The organism is Thermodesulfobacteriota bacterium (assembly GCA_035325995.1).
Classification (GTDB): Bacteria; Desulfobacterota_D; UBA1144; order Nemesobacterales; family UBA2774; genus JADLGH01.
The window spans coordinates 281,587-303,732 of record DAOKYU010000002.1 but is presented as its reverse complement, the minus strand read 5'-3'; the positions used below and the strand labels follow the sequence as shown (position 1 = coordinate 303,732).

Here is a 22,146-nt window from a genome sequence, read left to right as displayed (position 1 = left end):
CGTAAATACTCCGAGTTAAACATGGGTTCCGAATGGTCGGACCTGAGGATCGCCAATCGCTTGACACTCGTCATTTCCAAGCCTATATTTAGCTCGCGATTTAGCTCGCGGGCGGGCACAATAGAGAAACGACCGGTGATACGACGGAAAACAAGAAGATGTATCGCGCAGGGGGCTTTCATGAGATTAGTGATGTCGTGGGTCGGGCTCGCGGCTGCCGTCATGGTCGCCGCTTTCGGCGGCGCGCAGCCGGCGGCGGCGAAGAATTATCTTTGCAACCAGCAATTCGCGCTCTGCACGTCGGCGCCCTGCATCCCGCAGCCGGGCAACCCGAAGGCCGCAATCTGCGTCTGCGACGTGCAGGAGGGTCCGAACCTCGCCACCGTCGAGTGCGACACAGTCAAACCAAGCTCCAACGCCGACGGCGTTCGCACCGTGTATTCCCAGTTCATGCTAACGCAGTTCGAGCAAGGCATGAAGGCAATGAAGTGCGAGAGCGGCACGCCCTGGGCGCAATGCCTCAACAAGATCTGCACCGTCGATCCGGCCAATCCCAAGAAAGCGATTTGCGTCTGTGACGTGGTGCGCACGGGCGAATGGCAGACCGCCGGCGGCAATTGCGACACGGCGACGTGCAAGACTGGCTATTGGTCGGGAGCCCTGCTAAGCGACGCGAAGAACAACGGCGAATTCATGATGAAGGAGCTGAAGATCGAGAAGTCGCCGGTAAACTCCTGCCCGAGCTCCACGCCGTAATCCTCGCCGCCATGGAATTATTGCGCCGCCGCACCGCGCGGCCACGCTCCATCACCAGCGAGGAGCGCGCTGCTACGGCTTAAGAGCGGAGCATACAGCGAAAGCCGCCAGGGAGATAGGCAACCATGCGCAAGATTGCGCTTGAAGAGCATTTTACGACGCCCGAGCTTGCCAAGAAATACGTCGCAAGACCGACGCAGAGTGACTTGCTCTTTGCCGATGTCGAACGTCGCCTCGCCGATTTCGACGAGCTGCGGCTCGAGGCGATGGACAAGGCGGCTGTAGACGTGATGGTTCTCTCGGTCACCACGCCCGGTGTACAGGGCGAACCCGACGCAGGGACGGCGGTCCGGCTCGCGCGCAACGCCAATGACTTCCTGGCGCGTGAGGTGCAGAGACGTCCGGATCGGTACGCCGGCTTCGCTCATCTCGCGATGCAAGACGCCGCGGCAGCCGCCGCGGAGCTTGAGCGCTCGGTCAAGGATCTCGGCTTCAAAGGTGCGCTCATCAACGGCCAGACCAATGGGCACTATCTCGATGAAGACCAGTACATCCCCTTCTGGGAGCGCGTGCAGGAATTGGATGTCCCGGTCTATTTGCATCCCGGGAGTATGGCAGACCATCCGGCAATGTTTGCCCATCGTCCCGAGCTGGACGGCCCGACCTGGGCATGGACCGCGGAGACCGCAGCCCATGCGTTGCGACTCGTCTTCGGAGGAACATTCACGCGTTTTCCCAAGCTCAGGGTCATTCTCGGCCACATGGGCGAGACCCTGCCCTTCCTTCTCTGGCGCTTCGACAGCAGGAGGGCGTTCGACCTTGGTGAGAAGCTCGCGCCGGACGCTTTGCCGTCGACGATCATCAAGCGTAACATCGCCATCACCACCTCGGGCGTCTGCGACGCGGGACCGCTCGTCGAGGCTGTTCGAGCCTTGGGCGAAGACAGCGTGATGTTCTCGGTCGACTATCCCTATGAGGACCCGCAGATCGCCTCGGATTTCATCGAGTCCGCGCCGATAAGCGAGGAGGTACGTGCGAAGGTCTGTCATGGGAATGCCGAACGGCTGCTGCGCCTGTAGGCGGCGCCGGTATCAGGGCCACCATACGATCCGGCGCGAGCGCAACAGAGCGGAAAGAGAGGGCCGGGGAGTTACAGGAAAAACTCAGGAAGGTTCCCGAGACCGCTTATGTAAGAAACGACTGGTCCGAGGACAGCTTCCGGGTGAGGCTGGAGGTGGACCCGGATCGTGCTAATCCGTCCGGCATTACGAACAAGGACGTGGCGACGTCGGCCGCCGCGGGCCTGAGCCGGGCCGAGCTTACGACGTATATCGAAGGGGACGAGAGCATCCCTGTAGTGGCCGGGCTCCAGATCGGCGAGAGGGCGCAGCTTCCCGATTTGAACAGTCTCTACGTTTACGGCTCTACGAACTACGCAAAGGTGCCCCTCCTCGAACTGTCGAGCGTAACACACGGACTCGAGACACCCAGAGTCAGGAGACTGAACCATTTCAGGACGATTTCCCTAATTGCGTTCCAGGCTCCCGGTGAGCTTCCGTCAACGATCTTGAATAAAACCGATAAGGAAATAAGCGCATTCATCGAATCTCTTCCGCCCGGCTACGGTATCGTGCGGGCCGGGGAAAAAGCCAAACAGCGGCAGGGCTTCCGTAACCTATCAATGGTTCTGCTCATCTCAATAACCGCCATATTCCTCGCGCTCGTGCTGCAGTTCGGGAGCGCCGTCAAGCCCTTCCTCGTCCTGGCGCCGCCGTGCCTTACAGCGTGGTCGGCTCGCTCGTTGCGCCCCTGGTCATGGGAGAGGTCTTCGGCTTCATGGCCTGCCTCGGTATAGCGAGACTCGCGGGTGTGATAGTAAGCCGCGTAATTGTCCTGTTCGATTTTATAGAGGTGAAGCACGAGGAAGGGGAACCGTTGGTAGAGTCGCTGCTCGACGCCGGTATAGAGAGGCTGAGACCCGTGCTCATAACCGTAGGGGCGACGATACTCGCCCTCTTCCCGCTCGCGATAGACGGAGGCCCCCTTTGGCAGCCGCTCTGTTACGCACAGATCGGCGGGCTTGCCCTTGCGACGGTCATAGAGCTCGTGCTCGTGCCCGTCTTCTACGCCGTATTCGTGCTCGATCTCGGGATAATAAAGTGGGGGAACGACCGGCAGGCCGTAATTAGCGAACCGTCAGCGAAGCCCTTGTGCCGACCGCGCAATTATCGCTGTCCTGCTCCCTTTTCCGCATCTTCCTGCAGTTTATACACGGGGAGGTTTCCCCGGAGCATATGCAGCAGACGTGCTTCCTGCCGTAGAAGGAATTAACCGCCCTTTCGAACCACCCCGGCCTCACGCAAACCACGCCGCAGGAGCAGACGACGTAGCCGCCGCTCCTCTCCCAGGACACCCCGCCCCTGACGTCCGTCCTTCCCATGCGCATAATTATAGTGCGTTTTTGAAAGTAAAGTTGAAATGAAGAAATAAATCAGGACGGACGAGCCGGCGCCGCGGCGGCAAATTCGAAGGCTGTCGGGCAAAAAAAAGGCGGACAGCCCCGTGTGGGACCGCCCGCCGGTCGGTGTCACTTTTAAGGAGGTGCGGCTTTAGCCGAGCCCCTTGACTATATTGCTTACGACAGTCTTGGCATCCCCAAAAACCATGTAGGTGTTTTCGTTGAAGTAGAGCTCGTTTTCGATGCCGGCGAACCCGGGGTTCATGCTTCGTTTTATCACGAAGACCTTTTTCGCCTTGTCGACGTCGAGTATCGGCATGCCGTAGATCGGGCTCGCCTTATCGTGCCTCGCGGCCGGGTTCGTGACGTCGTTAGCGCCGATCACGAGGGCTATGTCGGCCTCGGGGAAGTCGGGGTTGATATCGTCCATGTCGAGCATGACGTCGTAGGGGACGTTGGCCTCGGCAAGGAGGACGTTCATGTGGCCCGGCATCCTGCCCGCGACGGGGTGTATAGCGTATCTTACGGTAGTCCCGCGCGACCTTAGAATCTCGGCCAGCTCCCTTACGCTGTGCTGGGCCTGGGCGGCCGCCATGCCGTAGCCGGGGACGACTATCACGCTTTTAACCCCGTTGAACTCCTTGGCGGCTTCTTCGGGGGTAAGCGACCGGACGGTCTGGGACTTCGCCCCCTCTTCCTCGGCGGCGGCGCCCGATTCCTCGACCTTGCCGAAGGCCCCGAAGAGGACGTTCGTGAACGACCTGTTCATCGCCCTGCACATTATGATCGAAAGAATGAAGCCCGAGGCGCCGTCTATAGCGCCCGCTATTATGAGGATCTTGTTGTCGAGGGCGAATCCGAGGAGCGCCGCCGAGATACCGGCGTAAGAGTTCAGAATAGATATGACCGTCGGCATGTCGGCCGCGCCGATCGGCAGGATGAGCATGACGCCGAAAGTGAGCGCGAGTATCAGGCCGATATAAAAGAGGAAGCTCGCCGACGGATAGAATATAAGGGTTATAACGATGAGAAGTATGACCAGAAGGAGCGATACGTTGAAGATGTTCTGGCCTTTATACGTCCACGGGGCGCCGGGGAGTATGCCCTGGAGCTTGCCGAAGGCCATCATACTGCCGGTGAACGTGAGGCTTCCGAGCATGACTTCGGAGCCTATGGCCGTCATCCTGACCGTGTTGAGGTCGTGGCCGTGATAGTACTCGGCGATACCGACGAGGGCGGCCGCCAGAGCGCCGAACGCGTGCGACAGCGCGGTTCGCTCGGGCATCTTGGTCATCGGCGTCCAGGCGGCTATCGCTATACCGACCAGGGAGCCGATTATCATACCGACTATTATCCACTCGTAGCTTACGACGTTCTGCTGAACGAGGGTGCCGATTATGGCCATCGCCATACCGAGCGCCGCGTACCTCTGACCTTTACGGGCCGTCTCGGGAGAGTTAAGCCCTTTCAGTCCGAGGATAAAAAGGACAGCTGATATCAGATAAATTACGTTGGTGAATAGGCTCGTCATCTTTTATCCTCGTCTCCCTTTTTGAACATTTTGAGCATGCGCTCCGTTATCAGGAACCCGCCCACGACGTTACACATCGCGCAGGCGACGGCTATGGTTCCGAGGACCGTCACGACAGGGCCGTAGTCGGCCCCGGTGATGAGTATCGCGGCTACGACGATGATCGCCGATATGGCGTTCGTCGCGGACATCAAAGGGGTGTGGAGAAGCGGGGGAACTCGGGATATAACCTGAAACCCGAGAAATGCAGCGAGTATAAATATGTAAAGCCCTGCGACTAAAAGGTCTCCTTGCATATCACTTCATCTCCTTTGTTTATTTCACTGCATCTTTTATAGCCGGATGCACTATCTCTCCGTTATGCGTTATGAGCGATCCGATTATTACATCGTCGGAGAGGTCTATGTTCATCGATTTTCCATCGGGTGAAACGAGATTGACGAATGCGAGGAGGTTCCGCGCGTAGAGGAGGCTCGCGTGCACGGGCATGGTGCTCGGTATGTTGACCTGCCCGATTATGGCGACGCCGTGCCTTAAAACGTCCTTGCCGGCCTCGGACAGCTCGCAGTTGCCTCCCTGCTCGACGGCCATGTCGACGATGACCGAGCCGGGCTTCATCTCCTTTACCATTTCCTCGGTTATGAGGAGGGGGGCGCGCTTGCCCGGGATGAGGGCCGTCGTTATGACGACGTCGGCGTCCTTGATATGATTCCTCAATATATCCTGCTCTTTTTTGTAGAAATCTGCGGACATCTCCCTGGCATAACCGCCCGTGTCCTCGGCCTGGTCGTGCGGGACTTCGAGCGAAACGAACTCGGCCCCGAGGCTCTTTGCCTGCTCGCCCGCGGCGGGGCGGACGTCGAACGCCGTGACCACCGCGCCGAGGCGCTTGATCGTGGCTATGGCCTGGAGCCCCGCGACGCCGACGCCTATGATCATGGCTTTCGCGGGCGGTATCGTCCCGGCGGCCGTAGCCAGCATGGGCATGAACCTGCCGCACGCGGAGGCGGCGAGCAGAACCACTTTGTAGCCGGCGACCGTGCTCATGGTGGAAAGGGCGTCTATTCTCTGGGCGCGGGTTATCCTCGGCACCATCTCCATCGAGAGGGCGGCGACCTTGCGCGCCGCCAGGGCCTTTATTACTTCAGGGCTCGAGAACGGCTGAAGGAAGGAAATAAGAACCGCCCCTTCCTTAATGTTATTTACCTCTTCGACCGTCGGCTTGTTGACCTTGAGGATGAGATCAGATTGGGAGAGAACCGAAGCCGCGTCGGGGGCGATCTTCGCTCCTGCAACCTCGAAGTCGGCGTCGCTTATAAAGGATTCGTTCCCGGCGCCCGTCTCCACGAGTACTTCCATACCGGACTTGACCATTTTGGAAATGGTTTCGGGTACGGCCGCTATCCTCCGCTCTCCTTCCAGGGTTTCTTTTATGATTCCAACGAGCACTATTATCACCACCTGAAAAAAATCGAGTTTTTGATTTTAACAAACCTTTCCGTGACCGTCAACCGCGCCGGCGCGCGGCGGGAAAGGCCAATTACTCCCGGAGGCCGCGGTGCAGGAATCCACCGTTCCGGGACTGCGAAACTACCTCTTTAGCCGCGAGTGCTTATGATTCTAGTAATAATTTTCGATCAGTCAAGTTTAGGACACCTAAATAATTAAATTCCGCGCGGCCTGGCCGCCTGGAGCGCCGGTTCACGGGGATTCAGCTTTCGTCTTTGTTTTTTTGGCCGCCGAACAAGCGGGCGAGCGCCCGGAGGGCGGCATCCAGAATTCCCGTCCCGTCTTCATGTCCGCCGCCCCGGGGCTCGTCCTCGAACGCGGCGTCCTCCCTTACGCTAAGGATGAGCTCGCGGGCGTCTTCGAAGACGTCGTCGGGGACCATTATGGTTTTGGCGTTGAAGCGGCCGACGTAGATGCCCGAGTAGAGTGAGCCGAAGTGATCGTTAAGGACGACGAACGGGATACCCTCGGCCTCGAACACGCTCTTTAAGAATACGAGCTCGGATTCGTCGCCCGGGGTATAGAGCTTCTTCATGTTTCAATAATAACACGCGGAAAGGGCCGGGGTATATACACGGGAAAAACGGGGCGTGAAAATTTATATTCGAGCGGCGTCCGGACGCCCCGGAAACACCTGCGCCGGGCCCGCGGAGATAACACGACACCTGTACGCCGGCCCCGATATAATGATATAATTATCGGAGTAAACCGGGAGAAAAATCACATGCAGACACTGGAATCGGTACTGGGAGAGCACTACTGCTTTAAAGGGCTCGAAAAGAGGTACCTCGACATGATAGTCAACAAGGCCTACAACGCCGAATTCAAGGAAGGGGAGTTCATTTTACACGAAGGCGACAAATCCGAGAAGCTCTACATAATACAGGAAGGTATCGTCGCCCTCGAAACGCGGCTCGCCCCGGACAGGGACCCGATAACCATACAGATGATAGGCGAGGGCGACGTGCTCGGGTGGGCGTGGCTCTTCCCGCCGTACCTGTGCCATTTCGACGCCAAGGTCGTAGCGCCGACGAAGGCGGTCATTCTGGACGGCAACTTCATACGCACGAAGTGCGACGAGGACCACGACCTCGGCTACGAGCTCCTGAAGCGCTTCGCCTACATCATACAGCAGAGGCTCCAGGCCGTGCGCCTTCAGAACCCCAACATGTATGTCGTAAAACCCAAGCAGTGAGATAAGACCGGCGGGCGGTTTTTCGCCCCTACCCCGGATCACTCCGGCCGGGCGGCTTGTTCGAGGAGCCTCCGCCGCCAGATCTCGACAGCGGCTTTCAGGGTGTTGAACCCGAGATGAACGCAGCCGTGCCGCGTCAGCGTGAGCCTTTTGCCGAGCGCTTCTTCCAGAAGCCCGGCGGGCATCGCTTCTATCTCGGGGACCGTCATCCGCTCGGCCATTTCGAGGGCTATGGAAGCGCCGGCTCGGCTTACCATGCATCCCTCGCCTGTAAAACTTATGCGCCTTACAGCGCCGTCGGGCCCGGCGTCGAGGTAAACCGAGATAAGGTCGCCGCAGCCGTTGTTACCGCCGCTGCAAACTATGGGAGCGTCTTCGATCTCCCCGTAGTTCCGGGGATGGTTGCAGTGGTCGAGGATGAGCTCCATCACCTTTTCGTGAGTCATGCTGTTTCCTTATCGCTCACGTCCGGCCCCGGAGGGCCGGCGAATGAAGCTACGCCTCTCCGTTCGCCTTTCTTACTTCGTTTTTTATGCGGTTGTAAACAGCGCTGAGGCCGTACATGCGCCGTGTGCCGAGCTTGCTGTCGAGCTTGAGCATGTGTATAAGGGTATCGGGCGCCTCTATCACGTCCCTTGCCGGAGCGCCGTTGAAAGCATCAACGAGAAGGGATACGAACCCTCTCACCGTCGGTGATTCGCGGGCCACGTCCGCATGAATCTCCACGTTCCCGTTCTTTACGTCCACGAAAACGAAAACCGGGGTTTCGCATTCGGTGACCCTGTTGAAGCCCGCGTCCCTCGCATCCTGGAACTCCCCGGGAAGGGGAGGCAGGTTCTCGGAATAATCCAGCAGCATGGCGAGGGTCGCCTGGTAATCCGCCTCGCTGAAAAGCTCTATAATGTCTTGTAGTCTGCTCATGATCTCCACTTTACCGGACCGCCCTCACAGCTCCCCCCTGAGCGCTGTGGGCGGACGCCGGTTATAAGAATCAAGCCTAGGGCTTCTCGATCGGCGCCCTGACGAGGTTGCCCCACTCGGTCCAGGAGCCGTCGTAGTTCCTGACCTTGTCGAACCCGAGAAGGTAGGTAAGAACGAACCACGTGTGAGACGAGCGCTCGCCGATCCTGCAGTACGCAATTACATCGTCCCCTTCTTTAAGACCTTTGTCTTCGACGTATATCGCGCGAAGCTCGTCGGCCGATTTGAAGGTGCCGTCTTCCCTCGCGGCGGTAGCCCAGGGAACGTTCTCGGCCCCGGGGATGTGACCGCCCCTGAGCGCGCCCTCCTGGGGATATGCCTCCATGTGAAGTAGCTCGCCCGTAAACTCCTTCGGGGAGCGGACGTCTATGAGAGGGTTCTTCCCTTCGAGGTGCTTTATGACGTCCTGCCTGAACGCGCGTATGGACTCGTCGACGCCGGGGGATTTGTACGACGTCTTCGGATAGGAAGGCACTTCTTTCGTGAGGGCCCTCCCCTCTTCGACCCATTTCTGCCTGCCGCCGTTCATGATGACGCACTTCTCGTGGCCGAACAGCTTGAATACCCAGAACGCGTAGCACGCCCACCAGTTGTTCTTGTCTCCGTAGAAGACAACCGTGGTGTCGTTCGCGATACCGTTGTCGGAAAGGAGCTCCTCGAACCTCTCCTTGTCTATATAATCCCTTACGATCTGGTCCTGAAGGTCCGCCTGCCAGTCTATCTTTACGGCGCCTTCGATGTGGCCGGTATCGTAAAGGAGCACGTCTTCGTCGGATTCGACGATGCGAACCGACGGGTCTTTCTGATGATCCGCCACCCATTCGGTGCTGACCAATGCCTCCGGATGTACATATTCCGCCATGCTAAATCCTCCTGTTGTGTGGGATATAGGATTTGTTAATAATGAATATCCTGCAGTTTATTTATACTGAATGTAGTTATTGTATTGGTACGGTTTGCTTAATTCAAGTAAGAGGGGGCGCCGGGCCGCCCGGCCCCCTTTATTTGCTTGCCGACGGGGTTATCGATATTCTTTCGGGCGCGGCGAAAATAGGGGGTTCTTTGATATTTGATTTTATGCTAGAATGGTATACAGGTGGGTTAGAGGCTTTACGGCTTAAATGGATAATCAGGGGGGTAAGCATCCATGCTTGAAGATCTCAAGGTTAAAGACCTCATCGGCGTCAGGAACAGGATTTATTTCGTGGATGCCGAAGATACCGCCGACGTAGCCGCCCTCAAGCTGAGGAATTTCAAGGTCAGGACCACCGGCGTTATGAAAGAAGGCAAGATGGTCGGCGTCGTCGGGCATTCGGATTTTTCCACGAAGATCGTGGCCCTCGGCAGAAGGCCGTCCGAAGTGAAGGTGGCCGACATCATGAGCGTAGAGCTCAGGACGGTAACGCTCGAAACGTCGTTTTACGAATGCCTCGACCTCATGAATTCGAACGGCATATCGCACCTTTTCATTCTCGACGCCGACGGCGATTATCACGGAATGCTTGCGTGGAGCGACCTGCAAAGGATACTTACAGGTGAGCTCAAGTATCAGCTCAAGCTCGCGCAGGAATACGCCTTCGGACCTCACATAAACGCTGTTTCGCGGTAAAGGGCGTTTTTCGTACAGAAATCAGAACAGCCGCCGGTTTGAGGCGGAAAGGAAAAGTTATAATGACTACAGAGAAAGAACCGGAAGCTGAAAGAGAAGCTGCAGAGGAAGTAGAGGAGCGCGTAGAAGCCGAAGAGCGTGTGGAAGCCGGGCAAAAGGCCGCCGAAACCCATGCGCCGAAAGCGCATCCCCAGGAGAAAAAGGGCCTGATGGAGAGAAGGGAGAGTTTTTCTCAATCGAGCGTTCCGAACGCCCACAGGGGCTATAACCCGAAGACCCCGGTCGTCATGCTGTGTATTGTCGCCTTTATGGTCGTTCTGAGCTTCGTCCTCGCGGCGGTAACCTTTTAGCCGTCCGTACGGATGCGCCTCGCGCCGGGGCGTGGGTGGAGGAGCGGCTTTTACCGACACCTCCACACCCCGGAGACAAGCAACCGGCGTTTATTACACCCACAACCTTCATTCAAAGCTTATAATGTTTCCCGGAATTTCATGATAGAATTCTATTTTGCTCCATTTCGGAGCAGTTGCAGATTGCGCAATCCGGCTTACAGCAGAGAGAATTTCACGATGCCCGTCCATAACAGCTCGACGCACACTCAGGGCGCCCGGGAGGCCTCATGCACGGCCTAGGTGATAAGCTGTCGCTGCCGATCACCGACCCGGTGATCGTTTTCTCCATAATGCTATTCATAATCCTGTTTTCCCCGCTCATCCTGAACAGGATGAGGATCCCTGGGCTGATAGGATTCATAGTCGCCGGGGTCATACTCGGCCCCAACGGTTTCAACGTCCTCCTCCGCGACAGCAGCATAGTCCTGTTCGGCACCGTCGGACTCCTTTACATAATGTTTCTCGCGGGTCTCGAAGTGGACATGGGGGATTTCAAGAAGAACCGGAACAAGAGCGTTATTTTCGGTGCGATTACTTTCATGACCCCGATGATACTCGGCACGATGGCGGGCTATTATCTCCTCCGCTTCCCGCTGCCGAACTCGATACTGCTCGCGAGCATGTTCGCATCCCATACCCTTATTACCTATCCGATAGTGAACAGGCTCGGGGTGTCGAAAAACAGGGCTGTCAACGTAACCGTGGGAGGGACCATAATCGCCGACACGGCGGCCCTCATCGTCCTCGCCGTGATAGCGGGCTCCGCCGTCGGCGAGATAAACACAGGGTTCTGGATACGGCTCGGGATTTCGATGGCGGTTTTTATCTTTATAGTACTCTGGGGCTTCCCCAAGATCGCCAGGTGGTTTTTCAAGAACATAAACGACGGCATATCGCAGTACATATTCGTGATCGGCATGGCCTTCGCAGGGGCTTTCCTGGCGGAGGTCGCGGGCATCGGCGAGATTGTCGGCGCGTTCCTTGCAGGGCTCGCGCTGAACAGCCTTATACCCCATACATCTCCCCTCATGAACAGGACGGAGTTCGTCGGGAATTCCATCTTCATACCGGTTTTTCTCATAGGGGTAGGCATGCTCGTGGATTTGAGGGGCATCTTCAACGGCCTCGAGGCGGTCATCGTCGCCGTAACGATGATAATCCTGGCCCTGACGAGCAAATGGGCTGCAGCATGGGTGACACAGAAAATCTTCGGGTACATACCGGCGGAAAGGGGCATCATATTCGGGCTCAGTAATTCCAGGGCGGCGGCGACACTGGCCATCGTGCTGGTCGGATATAACCTGGAGATCCTCGACGAGAACGTGCTCAACGGCACGGTTCTGATGATACTCGTAACATGTCTCGTAAGCTCCTTCGCGACGGAGAAGGCCGGCCGGGAGCTCGCCATATCCGAAAGCGAGAAGAGGCCGGACCTTTCCGAGACGCCTGAGAAGATACTCGTACCGATATCGAACCCCGACACCATAGAGCGGCTCATAGACCTGGCCGTCCTTATAAAAACCCCGGGCTCTAACCAGCCTATATATGCTCTGGAGGTTATAAGGGACGACCACGAGAGCAAGGAAAACGTGCTTATGAGCCACAAGATGCTCGAAAAAGCCGTCGAGCACGCAGCCGCCACGAACACGGACGTCAGGGTCGTAACAAGGGTAGACCTCAACGTCGCTAACGGAATCCTCCGGGCGGTCAAGGAAAACGTCATCACCGAAATCATAATAGGCTGGAACGCGAGGCTCTCGGCGAGGGACAAGATATTCGGCTCGGTTCTCGACAACGTGCTCAAAGAGACGGAGCAGATGCTGCTCGTTACGAACATCGTGCATCCCCTTAACACCGTGAAGCGCATAAGGGTGATAGTGCCGCGTAACGCGCAGCACGAAATCGGGTATTACAGATGGATAAGGGTAGTAAAGACACTTTCGAAGCAGCTCGGGGCCGGAGTGGAATTCATGGGCTCCGAAGAATGCATGAAGAGGCTCGAGGCCGCCGTGAAGGAGTCGAAGCCGGATATAGAGGCGAAGTATACGTCGGAAAATTACTGGAGGGGATTCCTCAGCGTTTTGAAGAAATCGGAGGCCGACGATCTACTGGTGATCATAAGCGCGAGAGAAGGAACGATATCATACGAGAAATATCTCGACAGGGTGCCGGCTACGCTGTCGAGGCTCGTTTCAGACACGGGGTTCATAGTGCTTTATCCCGAGCAGCACGGTGTGAATTATTTTATCGGTTACTGAGCCCGGTCCATCTATACAGGAAAGGCACGACAGGCCGGAGCGAGGAAGGGGAACGAAATTATCCGACGAGGAGGCTGCCATGGATTCCGGAACGAAGAAAAATCATCACGTCGTCGTACTCGGCGGGGGTTTCGGCGGCCTCTACGCCGCAAAGAGGCTTTCGAAGCTGGGGGTAAGGGTCACCCTGGTCGACAAGAGAAACTTCCACCTTTTTCAGCCGCTCCTCTACCAGGTCGCCGCAGGGTGGCTCTCGCCCGGGGAGATAGCCTCGCCCCTAAGGATGGTCCTGAACAGATACAAGAACACTTACGTCTATCAGGCCGAGGTTACGGACATACTGCCGGACGAGAAGACAGTCGTCCTCAAGGACGGGAGGCTGACGTACGACACGCTTATAGTGGCCACCGGCTCTAACCACCATTACTTCGGGCACGACGAATGGGAGAAGGACGCCCCCGGGCTCAAGACCGTCGAGGACGCGCTCGAAATGAGGCGCAAGATACTCCTTTCGTTCGAGGCCGCCGAGAGGGAGCCCAACCCCAACATCCAGCGCGAGTGGATGACGTTCCTCATCGTGGGCGCCGGGCCGACCGGGGTGGAGCTCGCGGGCACCATAGGAGAGCTCGCGCGGACTACGCTCAAGAACGATTTCAGGAATATAGACACCCGGCAGACGTGCATTGTGCTCGTCGAGGGGAAAGATCACGTCCTTCCGGCTTATCCCGAAGAGCTGTCGAAAAAGGCGGAGGAATCGCTGAGGAGCCTCGGCGTGACGATAAGGCTGAATACTCTCGTCACGAAGATAGACGGGAGCAGGGTCTACATTCTCAGAAACGGCGTTCCCGAGACGATACAGTCGAGGACTATCCTCTGGACGGCGGGGGTGAAGGCATCCTTCCTGGGCAAGGTGCTCGAAGAGAGGGCCGGGGCCGAGCTCGACGGCGGGGGCAGGGTTATCGTGGCCCCCGACCTCGGCATACCGGGCCGTCCCGATATATTCGTCATAGGGGACCTCGCGAATTTTTCACACCAGGGAGGAGCGCCTCTGCCCGGCGTGGCACCGGTGGCGATGCAGGAGGGAAGCTACGTCGCGGGGCTCATAGCCGACAGGCTGGCCGGCAAGGAGACGAAGGACTTCAGATATTTCGACAAGGGGAACCTCGCGGTCATAGGGCGGAACTCCGCCGTGGCCGACATCGGAAAGCTCAAGATCTCGGGCTTTCCGGCGTGGCTCATATGGGCGTTCGTTCACATAAGCTACCTCATAGAATTCGACAACAAGGTCCTCGTCCTCTTCCAGTGGGCGTGGAACTACTTCACGAGGAAGAGAGGGGTTCGGCTTATAACCGGCGATACGCCGCAGGCGCTCGTGGAGAGGAGCGATGATAGTCCCGGGAGGTGACGCGGGTGCGACGCACGCGTCACGCGGGAGGACGTCTGCCCAGTACCAGGGAGGCTATAAAGATAATCAGGAAGACGAAAAACAGTATCTTCGCTATCCCCGCCGCAGTTCCGGCTATCCCGCCGAATCCGAGTATCCCCGCAACTATTGCAATAACGAGAAACGTAACGGCCCATCCAAGCATGATGCACTCCCCGTGATCCGGGTTTCTGAAAAGCTTCCCTAAATCTAGCACAAGTGAAAACCGGTTGCGATGGAAATTTATCGCCGTGGAAAAATAGCAAAATCGGCAATGATTTCAGTGGGTTTTGCGGCCCGTCCGGATGGTGCGGATCAAGTCCTCGGCATGCCCTACACCCCGGAGGGTAAGAAGTGCGAGCACCGTGACGCCTATCGCTATCACTATCTTCGAAAGAGCGACGCATATGCCGACGGAAGCCACGAAGAGAAGCGTCGCGGCGGTCGTGAGGCCGTGGACCTTTTCGGACCCGCCGCCTCTTATTATCGTGCCCGCGCCGAGGAAGCTGACGCCTGTTATTATCGCGCCGATTATACGGAGAGGGTCGGACCCGAGCGCCATCTCGCCGAGACCATACCACGGCACGACCATGCGCCCGCACCATACCAGGAGCGCAGCCGATCCCGCCACCAGCATGTTGGTCCTCAGCCCCGCCGGCTTGCCCTCGAACTCGCGATCGAGCCCTACGAGCGCGCCCAAGAGCATGGCCACCACAACATGGACCAGGACTTTGACTTCCACCGGGTCGTACTCGAAAATACCTGTAAGCTCCATGATATCCCCCTTGATGCCGCACGGCCCGCAACCCGGAAATCGGCCCCGTTACCTGCGGCCGGGACTGAAGCCGATAAGGATTCCGGCAGCGAACGCGGCAATGACGGAGAGCACCGGTCTTTCGCGCACAACGCCTTTCACCGCATCGATTACCCCGGACGGCGGCCGTCTTTTATTCGCACGTGAGACGGCTTTGCCTTTCGCATGCGGCTTCGGAGCCGGCTTCCCGGCACCCCGTCCGTTCTTGACGCTGCCGTTCGCGAGGGTCCCCGCCCGTCTGCCGGATGTGCGGCGCTTTCGCCCGCCTTCTTTTTCTTCCGCCATATCAACCCCCCCGTAAAAATGAGTATGTTTGGTAGCGTCATGGGTGTCAAGAAATATTTGGTGAGAAATGGGGGTTAGACACCCGGCTTTGCAGTGTATAAGCGCCTTCACGGATGCCGGGCGCGGAACGGGCCGGGGAGAGTCTTTTTGTTGACTTCGGGATAGAATATCTGTACCTTATACCTAGAGGTAATAGAACGATGGGCCAATTCGGCGTTACTGAGCTTTTAATAATACTCGGCATACTCCTTCTCATATTTGGGCCAAGCAGGCTGGGAGACTTGGGCTCCTCGCTTGGAAAGGGGATCAAGGGGTTCAGGAAGTCCATGAAAGACGACGAAATCGACGTCACTCCTTCGAAGGACGACGCGAGGAAGCTGCACGACAACGGTCTTGAAACCCCGCCGTCTTCTTCGGAAAGCAAAAAGAGCGCACAGCAGTAATCTTCCCTTTCGACCCAGCCGGTAAAACCCCCTTGGAATACAGATTTACAGCCGAAAGAACCGGCGGAGCTGCGTCACTGTGACGTCTTATTCGTTAAAATGCGGTTATCGTGGTTTGGGACGGCGTCCTTCTACGCCCAGTCGCCCATGTGTTTGTGTCCGAAGGGGCACCTGCCGAGCCTTATGTGATCCTCGAACTCGCGGCGGAACTTCCTGACAATGGATTCGACCGGCATCGCGCAGCCGTCGGCGAGGGCGCATATCGTAGTGCCCCTCATCTGTGAGCAGGCGTCGAGGAGCGTGTCTATGTATTCCATCCTGCCCCTGCCCTCTTCGATGGTCGTCAGCATCTTTTCGAGCCACCATGTCCCTTCCCTGCATTGAACGCACTGACCGCAGGACTCGTCCCTGTAGAAATGGGCGAGGTTCTGGGCGACCCTGACCATGCACGTCTCGTCGTCCATGACCGTGACGCCGGCCGTCCCGAGCATAGAGCCGGCGGCCGCGAGAGAATCGAAGTCCATCGTGATGTCGAGCTCTTCGGCCGAGAGTATCCCCGCCGAGGAGCCGCCCGGGGATATGGCCTTTACTTTTCTTCCGCCGGGAACCCCGCCGCCGTACTCGTCGATTAGCTGGCGGAGCGGTATGCCGAGCGGAAGCTCGTAGAGCCCCGGCTTGTTGATCTTGCCGCAGAGCCCGAATATCTTCGTGCCCGCGTTCTTGGGGGTGCCTATGGCGGCGAACCAGCCCGCGCCGCGGTTCAGGATGTGAGGCACGAACGCGAGGGTCTCGACGTTGTTGATAATAGTCGGGCATCCGAAGAGCCCGACCTGCGCCGGGAACGGCGGCTTCGGGCGGGGCTCGCCGTTTTTGCCCTCGATGGATTCGAGAAGCCCCGTTTCCTCGCCGCAGATATACGCGCCTGCGCCCCTGAAAACGACCACGTCGAGCTCGAAACCCGAGCCGAGGATGTTCTTACCTAAAAAGCCCTTCTCGTACGCCTCTTTTATAGCGTTATTGAGGACCTTGGCCCCGTAGGGCATTTCGCCGCGTATGTATATGTAGGATTTGTGCGAGTTGATCGCGTAGCAGGCGATCGCGATGCCCTCTATGAGCTGGTGGGGGCTCTGCTCCATTATCTCCCTGTCCTTAAAGCTCCCGGGCTCGCTCTCGTCGGCGTTACAGCAGAGATATATCGGCTTTTTGGAATCGCGCTGGATGAATCCCCACTTTATGCCTGTCGGAAAGCCCGCGCCGCCCCTGCCTCTAAGGCCCGACTTCTTGACCTCCTCGATTATCTCGTCGGGGGTCATCTTGAGCGCCTTGGGAAGGGCGGAGTAGCCGCCTTCCGAAAGATACGTATCGATGTCGGGATGCCCCGGATTATCGGCGTATGTGCGGATAATTCTCAATTCCGGCATTTGCTTGTTACCTCGCGGCGGGGATTGCCCCCGGTTTAATATGGATCGAGCGGGAGACGAACAGGCCCCCGTCGCGATACTCCCGAGTATGATATATTACCGCAGCCTCCGTCGTTGACAATCGCCCGGGGGAAGAATTACCGTGAAAGGCGCGCCGCTTCCGTCAGGCAAGGAGGGCGTCCGCGACGCGGCCCGCGAAGGCAAGCGAGCAGGTGAAGGCGGGGGATATGGCGTTTAAGACGTGGAGGGAGTCGCCGTCCCTTACGAGGACGAAGTCGTTTACGAGCTCCTTCGTCCGCCAGTCGACGAGCTGGGGGCGTATGCCGCACTTGGGCGTATCCTCGACGTCGCTCTTCGCGAGCCCGGGCAGAAGCCCCCTCGCCTCTTTGATGAGAACGTCCACCGAGTACTTTTTTATCTCCGTAAGCGCCGCCCTTCTGAAATCCGGGTTCGTGAAGAGGAGCACCCCGTCGCGGAAGAGTATGGAAAGCGATTCGGCGGATAGGTCGTCGAGGACGCCATACTCTTCCCTCCCGAACGCGGGGATAGCCGTCGGGCCTATGTAGACCTCGCCGTGCGCGCTCTTCGTGAAGTGGACCCCGAGGAAGGGATTGCCGAGATCGGGGACCGGGTAGATGTTGCCCTTAACGAGCCAGGCCCTCTGTTTGATGAGCTTCTTGTAAGTGCCTTTGAAGGGGAGTGTTTTGTATTCGCCGCCGACCCCGAAAGCCGAGGCCACCCTGTCGGCGTACGCCCCGGCGGCGTTTATGAGTTTCGAGAAGGTTATATCCCCGGCTGATGTCGCCGCGGTTCGGGAGCCCTTCAGCCCGGAAAAGGCCGTGCCGAATTTTATGGTGACGCCCGAGGATTCGAGCTCTTCCCCGAGCGCCGTGAGGATTTCTTTAGGGTCGATTACGGCCGTGTCGGGCGAATGGAGAGCCCTTTCGACCGGGGCGGCGTGGGGCTCGAGCCTGAGAAGCTCGCCGCGCCCTATGATCTCGGACCTCGCCCCGGCGGCGTCGGCCCTTCGCTTGAGCTCGTCGAGGAGGTGGTCCTTATCGGGGCTCCCAGGGACTATGACCTTGCCGCTCTCGACGAGCGTGAGGCCTTTCTCGCGGCAGAACTCCTTCATGAGCCGCCCGCCCGTAACGCAGTAGGCCGCCCTGTTAGAGCCGGCGGCGTAGTAAATCCCCGCGTGGAGGACGCCGCTGTTACGGCCGCTGGCGTGTGCGCCGGTGGACGCTTCCTTTTCGATTATCGTGATGCCCCGGTAGCCGCGCCTAGTAAGCTCGCGCGCGGCGGCGAGGCCCGTTATGCCCGCGCCGACGATGAGGATTTCACACCCGGATTCCATGAGCCTCTTCCTATTTGGCCTTCCGTTTGCCGGTGGACCTGTCGAACCCGGAAAGCCAGCCGTTAAGCACTTCGAGGGTTACGGGCGGATTTTCCATGCAGTCGTGCTTCGCGTCGGGGATGTACACGAGCTCGGATTTTTTATTGCCCGCTTTTTTGAGTATGGCCATGAGCTCCTCGACCTCGTCGTGGCCGACGACGTCGTCGTGCTCGCCGTGTATGAAGAGCACCGGGAGCTTCACCCTCGATATGATTTCGTTCGTCTTGGCGTTATGCGCCTCGGGGCTCCGCATGAACCACCACGTTCTGTAGGTGTACATCTCGGCCTCGGCCGGGCTGAAGTTGGGCCCCCACGCCCTGTAGACTATGAACACCCTGTCGTTCTCCGTCGTCATGGGGTCGGGCTTTAAGACCTTCTTCGCGATTTCGTAGATGTGATCGTAGGACGGAATGCTCTGCCACTTGTCGAGCCGCTTTTTGTTAGACGCCGGGAGCGAGGACGAGCATCCTTCGAGAATGAGCCCCCTTACGTTTTTGTGAGCGCCCCTCACGGCGTAGTAGACGGTGATGTTCGCGCCGAGGCTCCACCCGAGGACGATTATGTTCTTGAATCCCTCCTCGGCGAGGACGTTGGCAGCGGCTTCGACGTCGAGGGCCGATTCGTCGAATATGCCGCCGCCGAATATCTGCCCGGTGAACGCCATGCGCGTGTTTATCGAAAACGAGCTGAAGCCGTGATCGACGAGCGCGTTCGGGAGGAGCCGGGGGGTGCCCCTCGCAAGGAAATGCCCGAGGACGCCGTGGACGACGAGCACTATCGGCGCTTCGTAGAGGTCCTTTTCCGATTCGAACTCGCCGGACACGAGGAGCCCGTTTATGAGGAATCCGTCCTCTGCTTCAAAGCTCACAAGTCTTCTCTGTCTCGGAACCATTACACCCTTCCGTTTCAGGCTTTAAATCTCTTGTCGAGCCACTTGACTATGATTTCGCCGAGCTCTCTCTCGCTGCCTTCGAACGTGTGCCCGGCGTTGACGTAAAAAGCGGACACGTCTTCGTTCCCCGATTCGAGCGCTATGCTGACGAGGTCGTGCGTTTCCTCGGGCCTTACGACTTCGTCGTGCCAGCCCTGGATGAGGAGTATGGGCAGCTTGACCTTCTCTATCATGAGGTGCGCCTTGGCGGTTTCGGCCTCGGGGCCGGCGAGGAACCACCACGTTTTGTACGTATATATTTCGGTATGCCACGGGAGGTACGTGTTCCCGCGCGCCTTGTATATGAGTATCGTGCGGTCCTGGCCCGCCGTGTACGGGTCGGGCTTCAGGATTTCCTTCGCCTCGTGGTATACCTCGTCGTACGTGGGCTCGCTGTCCCACCTGTTCCAGCGGCGGCGTATGGATTCGGGCATGGAGTAGGGCGTCGCGAGGGAGATGAATCCCTTGAGATGCGGGTAGCGCTCTGGGTCGTTCCTTTCGGCGGCGTATCTCAGCACCATGCACGTCCCGAGGCTGTATCCCGAAATGACGATGTTCTCGAAGCCGAGCCTGAGAAGGTATTCGGCCGCCGCGTCTATCTGCGGAAGGACGTCGTCGATTATCCCGAAGCCGAAGAAGAGGCCGAAGTTGGCCATGCGGGTGTTTATCGCGAGCGACGAATACCCGCTCTCGGCGAGTATGGGCGGCAGGAAGCGCTGGGAGCCGTCGAGGAAATTCCCGAGAAAGCCGTGTATGTGGATTATTGCGGTGTTGCCGGCCGGGGAGTCGTGAGAGGAGCCCTTGCTGTAGTAATAAAGCCCGTCCACTTTCCCGCTACCCGACGGGATGGACACGAGCTCCTGCTCCATGTACCTCGTAAGTCTATGCATAGGCGCGGTCTGTTGCCGGGCTCGGAAGCCGGGCAGACGGTCCGGACACCCCTCCAAACACAAGCCCGCAGGTATGGATATCAGGGTTCCGGGTTATCAAAAAGGAAAGCCGGGGCGGGTTACACAGCCTTGCCCGCCGGCGTTGCCAAATACCTTTCGGGGCTTTCCATGACCTCGTCGGCGAACGCTTTCGCATCTATCCACGTCGAGGACTTCCCTATCCGGAGGACCTCCCCGGACTTTACGCCCACGGCGTAAACGACCTTCGTCTTCTGGTCCCAGATTAACTGCCAGTTCTCTCCGCCGGGCTCTCTCACCCAGCCGAAAGGGAATGTGCCGACGCCGTCCAAATCAAAGCCCCCGGTGTTTATTAATATCGAGCCCGGTCTTACCGGGATATGTGATTAAATTATTGGCCGACGGGATTTTGTCAAGCCCGGGGCCGTTTTCAGCGCACCTCTTTTACGACCTCGCTCGTACCCGAGGCGTTGGTGAAAACGACTTCGGCAAAGCCGCAGCTCCTGAGCTTGTCCATCGCCGTCCGCCCTTCGTGGTCCGTTTCGAGAAACGGGAGAATGAAGCGCTCCTGCGACGTGCATCCCGAGCACGAGAATACTATAGATTCGTCGAACTCGCCGCGGGAGGAGACCTTTACCTGAGGATATTTTTTCTGGTAGCGCATGCTCCAGTCCTGGACGCATACGGCCCTTCGCGGATTCGGGAACACGTGCTGAACGTCTATCACGATTTCCTGTGTCCCGCGGTTACCCTTGAACACCGCCTGCTGGAAACCGCATTCGGAGAGCCTCATCATACCTGTCTTGCCCCTGTATTCCGATTCGAGATACGGCTTTACGAAGTGGTCGTAGAGGCTGCAGTCGGGGCAGTAGAATACGGCGACTTCGTTATGTGCGCCGCGTGTCCTGACTTCTATGTCGGCCTTCCGGCCCCGGTACTGCTCCGTCCACCTGACGGCGCAGAAATTGCGCTGGGCGGCGGCGTTAAAGTCGACCTCGGCCCCGGCCCCGTTTGCGTCCCGGGAAACCGCGGGTTCGGGCGCACCGGTCAATGCGGCAAGGAAGAACAGCGCAGATAAAACGAATAATCCCGTCCGGATAGGGTGGCTCATACCCATCATCCTCCTCTGGTTATGAGCTAATTCTACAGCATTTCGGGAAAGTTTGGAATACCTTTAGTAAAACATTAATTTCGCGGTTAAAGCGGCTCTGGATATTGACGTACTAAAAGCCGAAGGACGTCTCGTGATGAGTTTACCGCATCCTCTCGCAGAGCTCGCGGAGGTCGGCCTCTATACCGCGAGCCTCGTCGGAGAATTCCCGGACCCGGCTATTGAGACCGCCCCTTTCACCGGGGCTGCGCCCCCGGAAAAAGGGCGTGGTTATGACGCCGGCGGCGAGGCCGAGCCACGAGGCCCAGAACAGCATGGCCGGAAACGAGACGGCAAATTCGGCGAGCGCGCCGACGAATGTACCCGCGACGATGAAGAGCGGGAACAGGAGCGCACCCTTAAGCGCCTGGAGGAGGATTCCGGGCTTTCCTCCACGCGCGATTCCGCCCCCGAGACACGCCCCGGAGAGCACCGCCCCCGCGAGCGGGAAGACGGGCGAGAGGAGCGCGTATACGAATCCGGAGGCCAGCCCGGCAAACGCGGCCCTGCCGAGGGGTATGCAATGGAGCATTCCGGAAGCGGCGGCCACGCCCGAGAGGACGAGGGGGTAGTAGAGGCCGGGAGGTATCACGTTCGAGAAAAAGCGGTAGAGCACGGACACCGCCGTGCCCCATGCGGCGGAGACGAGGGCGGTGAATATTATAGAGGCGGGGATTCGTTTCATTCTCTTT

Annotated in this window: 26 protein-coding genes; 10 read left to right on the top strand and 16 right to left on the bottom strand. The window is 58.3% G+C overall.

Annotated elements, in window-relative coordinates; translation table 11 throughout:
* The first annotated feature begins 180 nt into the window (after positions 1-180).
* The 4 genes from PKC29_04310 to PKC29_04295 all read left to right on the top strand — a co-directional run bounded on the left by PKC29_04310 (position 181) and on the right by PKC29_04295 (position 3,087).
* On the top strand, positions 181-756 hold the full coding sequence (locus PKC29_04310; protein ID HML94638.1) for a hypothetical protein: 576 nt from the start codon (positions 181-183) through the stop codon (positions 754-756).
* A 125-nt stretch (positions 757-881) separates the two neighbouring features.
* A complete protein-coding gene (locus PKC29_04305) occupies positions 882-1,835 on the top strand; it encodes an amidohydrolase family protein (GenBank protein HML94637.1) in 954 nt (317 codons plus the stop codon).
* A gap of 23 nt (positions 1,836-1,858) precedes the next feature.
* The gene (locus PKC29_04300; protein ID HML94636.1) at positions 1,859-2,611 is read left to right on the top strand and encodes an efflux RND transporter permease subunit; all 753 of its coding nucleotides are present in this window, start codon (positions 1,859-1,861) and stop codon (positions 2,609-2,611) included.
* Positions 2,572-3,087: an efflux RND transporter permease subunit gene (locus tag PKC29_04295; protein ID HML94635.1), complete on the top strand. Its 516-nt coding sequence runs from the start codon at positions 2,572-2,574 to the stop codon at positions 3,085-3,087. Before PKC29_04300 ends, PKC29_04295 begins: the two co-directional genes overlap by 40 nt.
* A gap of 278 nt (positions 3,088-3,365) precedes the next feature.
* On the opposite strand, the gene PKC29_04290 is transcribed toward PKC29_04295, so the two are convergent.
* The 4 genes from PKC29_04290 to PKC29_04275 form a co-directional block, all read right to left on the bottom strand.
* Positions 3,366-4,745 (bottom strand): NAD(P)(+) transhydrogenase (Re/Si-specific) subunit beta, encoded by a 1,380-nt coding sequence (locus tag PKC29_04290; GenBank protein ID HML94634.1) that lies wholly within the window; start codon positions 4,743-4,745, stop codon positions 3,366-3,368.
* A complete protein-coding gene (locus PKC29_04285; protein ID HML94633.1) occupies positions 4,742-5,041 on the bottom strand; it encodes an NAD(P) transhydrogenase subunit alpha in 300 nt (99 codons plus the stop codon). Before PKC29_04285 ends, PKC29_04290 begins: the two co-directional genes overlap by 4 nt.
* 19 nt (positions 5,042-5,060) lie before the next feature.
* Complete coding sequence (locus PKC29_04280; GenBank protein ID HML94632.1) at positions 5,061-6,194, bottom strand: Re/Si-specific NAD(P)(+) transhydrogenase subunit alpha; 1,134 nt, start codon at positions 6,192-6,194, stop codon at positions 5,061-5,063.
* A gap of 262 nt (positions 6,195-6,456) precedes the next feature.
* Entirely contained in the window at positions 6,457-6,789 is a 333-nt protein-coding gene (locus PKC29_04275; protein HML94631.1) for a DUF2007 domain-containing protein, read from the bottom strand.
* A 189-nt stretch (positions 6,790-6,978) separates the two neighbouring features.
* On the opposite strand from PKC29_04275, the gene PKC29_04270 reads away from it, so the two are divergent.
* Entirely contained in the window at positions 6,979-7,449 is a 471-nt protein-coding gene (locus PKC29_04270) for a cyclic nucleotide-binding domain-containing protein (protein HML94630.1), read from the top strand.
* 38 nt (positions 7,450-7,487) lie between these two features.
* Here PKC29_04270 and PKC29_04265 read toward each other — a convergent pair whose 3' ends face one another.
* The 3 genes from PKC29_04265 to PKC29_04255 all read right to left on the bottom strand — a co-directional run bounded on the left by PKC29_04265 (position 7,488) and on the right by PKC29_04255 (position 9,292).
* Positions 7,488-7,895, bottom strand: a complete 408-nt coding sequence (locus PKC29_04265) for an iron-sulfur cluster assembly scaffold protein (GenBank protein ID HML94629.1) — start codon at positions 7,893-7,895, stop codon at positions 7,488-7,490.
* A 49-nt stretch (positions 7,896-7,944) separates the two neighbouring features.
* Positions 7,945-8,370 (bottom strand): SufE family protein, encoded by a 426-nt coding sequence (locus PKC29_04260; GenBank protein HML94628.1) that lies wholly within the window; start codon positions 8,368-8,370, stop codon positions 7,945-7,947.
* 76 nt (positions 8,371-8,446) lie between these two features.
* On the bottom strand, positions 8,447-9,292 hold the full coding sequence (locus PKC29_04255; GenBank protein ID HML94627.1) for a sulfurtransferase: 846 nt from the start codon (positions 9,290-9,292) through the stop codon (positions 8,447-8,449).
* Between the two features lie 285 nt (positions 9,293-9,577).
* On the opposite strand from PKC29_04255, the gene PKC29_04250 reads away from it, so the two are divergent.
* The 4 genes from PKC29_04250 (at position 9,578) to PKC29_04235 (ending at position 14,091) form a co-directional block, all read left to right on the top strand.
* Positions 9,578-10,039 (top strand): CBS domain-containing protein, encoded by a 462-nt coding sequence (locus PKC29_04250; GenBank protein ID HML94626.1) that lies wholly within the window; start codon positions 9,578-9,580, stop codon positions 10,037-10,039.
* 62 nt (positions 10,040-10,101) lie between these two features.
* Positions 10,102-10,389, top strand: coding sequence for a hypothetical protein (locus tag PKC29_04245; protein ID HML94625.1), 288 nt, complete (start codon positions 10,102-10,104; stop codon positions 10,387-10,389).
* A 269-nt stretch (positions 10,390-10,658) separates the two neighbouring features.
* Positions 10,659-12,689 carry a cation:proton antiporter gene (locus tag PKC29_04240; protein HML94624.1) on the top strand — a complete coding sequence of 677 codons (2,031 nt, stop codon included), beginning with the start codon at positions 10,659-10,661 and terminating at the stop codon, positions 12,687-12,689.
* 79 nt (positions 12,690-12,768) lie between these two features.
* Positions 12,769-14,091, top strand: coding sequence for an NAD(P)/FAD-dependent oxidoreductase (locus PKC29_04235; protein HML94623.1), 1,323 nt, complete (start codon positions 12,769-12,771; stop codon positions 14,089-14,091).
* Between the two features lie 19 nt (positions 14,092-14,110).
* On the opposite strand, the gene PKC29_04230 is transcribed toward PKC29_04235, so the two are convergent.
* On the bottom strand, positions 14,111-14,275 hold the full coding sequence (locus PKC29_04230) for a DUF1328 domain-containing protein (GenBank protein HML94622.1): 165 nt from the start codon (positions 14,273-14,275) through the stop codon (positions 14,111-14,113).
* 114 nt (positions 14,276-14,389) lie between these two features.
* Positions 14,390-14,884: an MgtC/SapB family protein gene (locus PKC29_04225; GenBank protein HML94621.1), complete on the bottom strand. Its 495-nt coding sequence runs from the start codon at positions 14,882-14,884 to the stop codon at positions 14,390-14,392.
* Positions 14,885-15,408: 524 nt separating this feature from the next.
* On the opposite strand from PKC29_04225, the gene tatA reads away from it, so the two are divergent.
* On the top strand, positions 15,409-15,651 hold the full coding sequence (gene tatA / locus PKC29_04220) for a twin-arginine translocase TatA/TatE family subunit (GenBank protein HML94620.1): 243 nt from the start codon (positions 15,409-15,411) through the stop codon (positions 15,649-15,651).
* A 131-nt stretch (positions 15,652-15,782) separates the two neighbouring features.
* Here the strand turns inward: tatA and nuoF are convergent, their stop codons facing one another.
* From nuoF to PKC29_04185, 7 genes are all read right to left on the bottom strand, one after another.
* Positions 15,783-17,072, bottom strand: a complete 1,290-nt coding sequence (gene nuoF, locus PKC29_04215) for an NADH-quinone oxidoreductase subunit NuoF (protein HML94619.1) — start codon at positions 17,070-17,072, stop codon at positions 15,783-15,785.
* A gap of 163 nt (positions 17,073-17,235) precedes the next feature.
* The gene (locus tag PKC29_04210) at positions 17,236-18,426 is read right to left on the bottom strand and encodes an FAD-dependent oxidoreductase (protein ID HML94618.1); all 1,191 of its coding nucleotides are present in this window, start codon (positions 18,424-18,426) and stop codon (positions 17,236-17,238) included.
* Between the two features lie 10 nt (positions 18,427-18,436).
* The gene (locus PKC29_04205) at positions 18,437-19,333 is read right to left on the bottom strand and encodes an alpha/beta hydrolase (protein HML94617.1); all 897 of its coding nucleotides are present in this window, start codon (positions 19,331-19,333) and stop codon (positions 18,437-18,439) included.
* A gap of 38 nt (positions 19,334-19,371) precedes the next feature.
* Positions 19,372-20,286, bottom strand: a complete 915-nt coding sequence (locus tag PKC29_04200) for an alpha/beta fold hydrolase (protein ID HML94616.1) — start codon at positions 20,284-20,286, stop codon at positions 19,372-19,374.
* Positions 20,287-20,405: 119 nt separating this feature from the next.
* A complete protein-coding gene (locus tag PKC29_04195) occupies positions 20,406-20,636 on the bottom strand; it encodes a hypothetical protein (protein HML94615.1) in 231 nt (76 codons plus the stop codon).
* A gap of 98 nt (positions 20,637-20,734) precedes the next feature.
* Positions 20,735-21,415: a hypothetical protein gene (locus PKC29_04190; GenBank protein ID HML94614.1), complete on the bottom strand. Its 681-nt coding sequence runs from the start codon at positions 21,413-21,415 to the stop codon at positions 20,735-20,737.
* A 142-nt stretch (positions 21,416-21,557) separates the two neighbouring features.
* On the bottom strand, positions 21,558-22,139 hold the full coding sequence (locus PKC29_04185; GenBank protein HML94613.1) for a hypothetical protein: 582 nt from the start codon (positions 22,137-22,139) through the stop codon (positions 21,558-21,560).
* Positions 22,140-22,146: the final 7 nt, after the last annotated feature.

Excerpts from the sequence above, each read along its gene's own strand:
- PKC29_04305 (HML94637.1), top strand. The coding sequence starts at position 882 with ATGCGCAAGATTGCGCTTGAAGAGCATTTTACGACGCCCGAGCTTGCC.
- PKC29_04200 (HML94616.1), bottom strand. The coding sequence starts at position 20,286 with ATGCATAGACTTACGAGGTACATGGAGCAGGAGCTCGTGTCCATCCCG.
- PKC29_04290 (HML94634.1), bottom strand. The coding sequence starts at position 4,745 with ATGACGAGCCTATTCACCAACGTAATTTATCTGATATCAGCTGTCCTT.
- PKC29_04295 (HML94635.1), top strand. The coding sequence starts at position 2,572 with ATGGGAGAGGTCTTCGGCTTCATGGCCTGCCTCGGTATAGCGAGACTC.
- PKC29_04310 (HML94638.1), top strand. The coding sequence starts at position 181 with ATGAGATTAGTGATGTCGTGGGTCGGGCTCGCGGCTGCCGTCATGGTC.
- PKC29_04190 (HML94614.1), bottom strand. The coding sequence starts at position 21,415 with ATGAGCCACCCTATCCGGACGGGATTATTCGTTTTATCTGCGCTGTTC.
- nuoF (HML94619.1), bottom strand. The coding sequence starts at position 17,072 with ATGCCGGAATTGAGAATTATCCGCACATACGCCGATAATCCGGGGCAT.
- PKC29_04225 (HML94621.1), bottom strand. The coding sequence starts at position 14,884 with ATGGAGCTTACAGGTATTTTCGAGTACGACCCGGTGGAAGTCAAAGTC.
- PKC29_04270 (HML94630.1), top strand. The coding sequence starts at position 6,979 with ATGCAGACACTGGAATCGGTACTGGGAGAGCACTACTGCTTTAAAGGG.
- PKC29_04260 (HML94628.1), bottom strand. The coding sequence starts at position 8,370 with ATGAGCAGACTACAAGACATTATAGAGCTTTTCAGCGAGGCGGATTAC.
- PKC29_04250 (HML94626.1), top strand. The coding sequence starts at position 9,578 with ATGCTTGAAGATCTCAAGGTTAAAGACCTCATCGGCGTCAGGAACAGG.
- PKC29_04255 (HML94627.1), bottom strand. The coding sequence starts at position 9,292 with ATGGCGGAATATGTACATCCGGAGGCATTGGTCAGCACCGAATGGGTG.
- PKC29_04185 (HML94613.1), bottom strand. The coding sequence starts at position 22,139 with ATGAAACGAATCCCCGCCTCTATAATATTCACCGCCCTCGTCTCCGCC.
- PKC29_04230 (HML94622.1), bottom strand. The coding sequence starts at position 14,275 with ATGCTTGGATGGGCCGTTACGTTTCTCGTTATTGCAATAGTTGCGGGG.
- PKC29_04245 (HML94625.1), top strand. The coding sequence starts at position 10,102 with ATGACTACAGAGAAAGAACCGGAAGCTGAAAGAGAAGCTGCAGAGGAA.
- PKC29_04275 (HML94631.1), bottom strand. The coding sequence starts at position 6,789 with ATGAAGAAGCTCTATACCCCGGGCGACGAATCCGAGCTCGTATTCTTA.
- PKC29_04210 (HML94618.1), bottom strand. The coding sequence starts at position 18,426 with ATGGAATCCGGGTGTGAAATCCTCATCGTCGGCGCGGGCATAACGGGC.
- PKC29_04265 (HML94629.1), bottom strand. The coding sequence starts at position 7,895 with ATGACTCACGAAAAGGTGATGGAGCTCATCCTCGACCACTGCAACCAT.
- tatA (HML94620.1), top strand. The coding sequence starts at position 15,409 with ATGGGCCAATTCGGCGTTACTGAGCTTTTAATAATACTCGGCATACTC.
- PKC29_04240 (HML94624.1), top strand. The coding sequence starts at position 10,659 with ATGCACGGCCTAGGTGATAAGCTGTCGCTGCCGATCACCGACCCGGTG.
- PKC29_04285 (HML94633.1), bottom strand. The coding sequence starts at position 5,041 with ATGCAAGGAGACCTTTTAGTCGCAGGGCTTTACATATTTATACTCGCT.
- PKC29_04235 (HML94623.1), top strand. The coding sequence starts at position 12,769 with ATGGATTCCGGAACGAAGAAAAATCATCACGTCGTCGTACTCGGCGGG.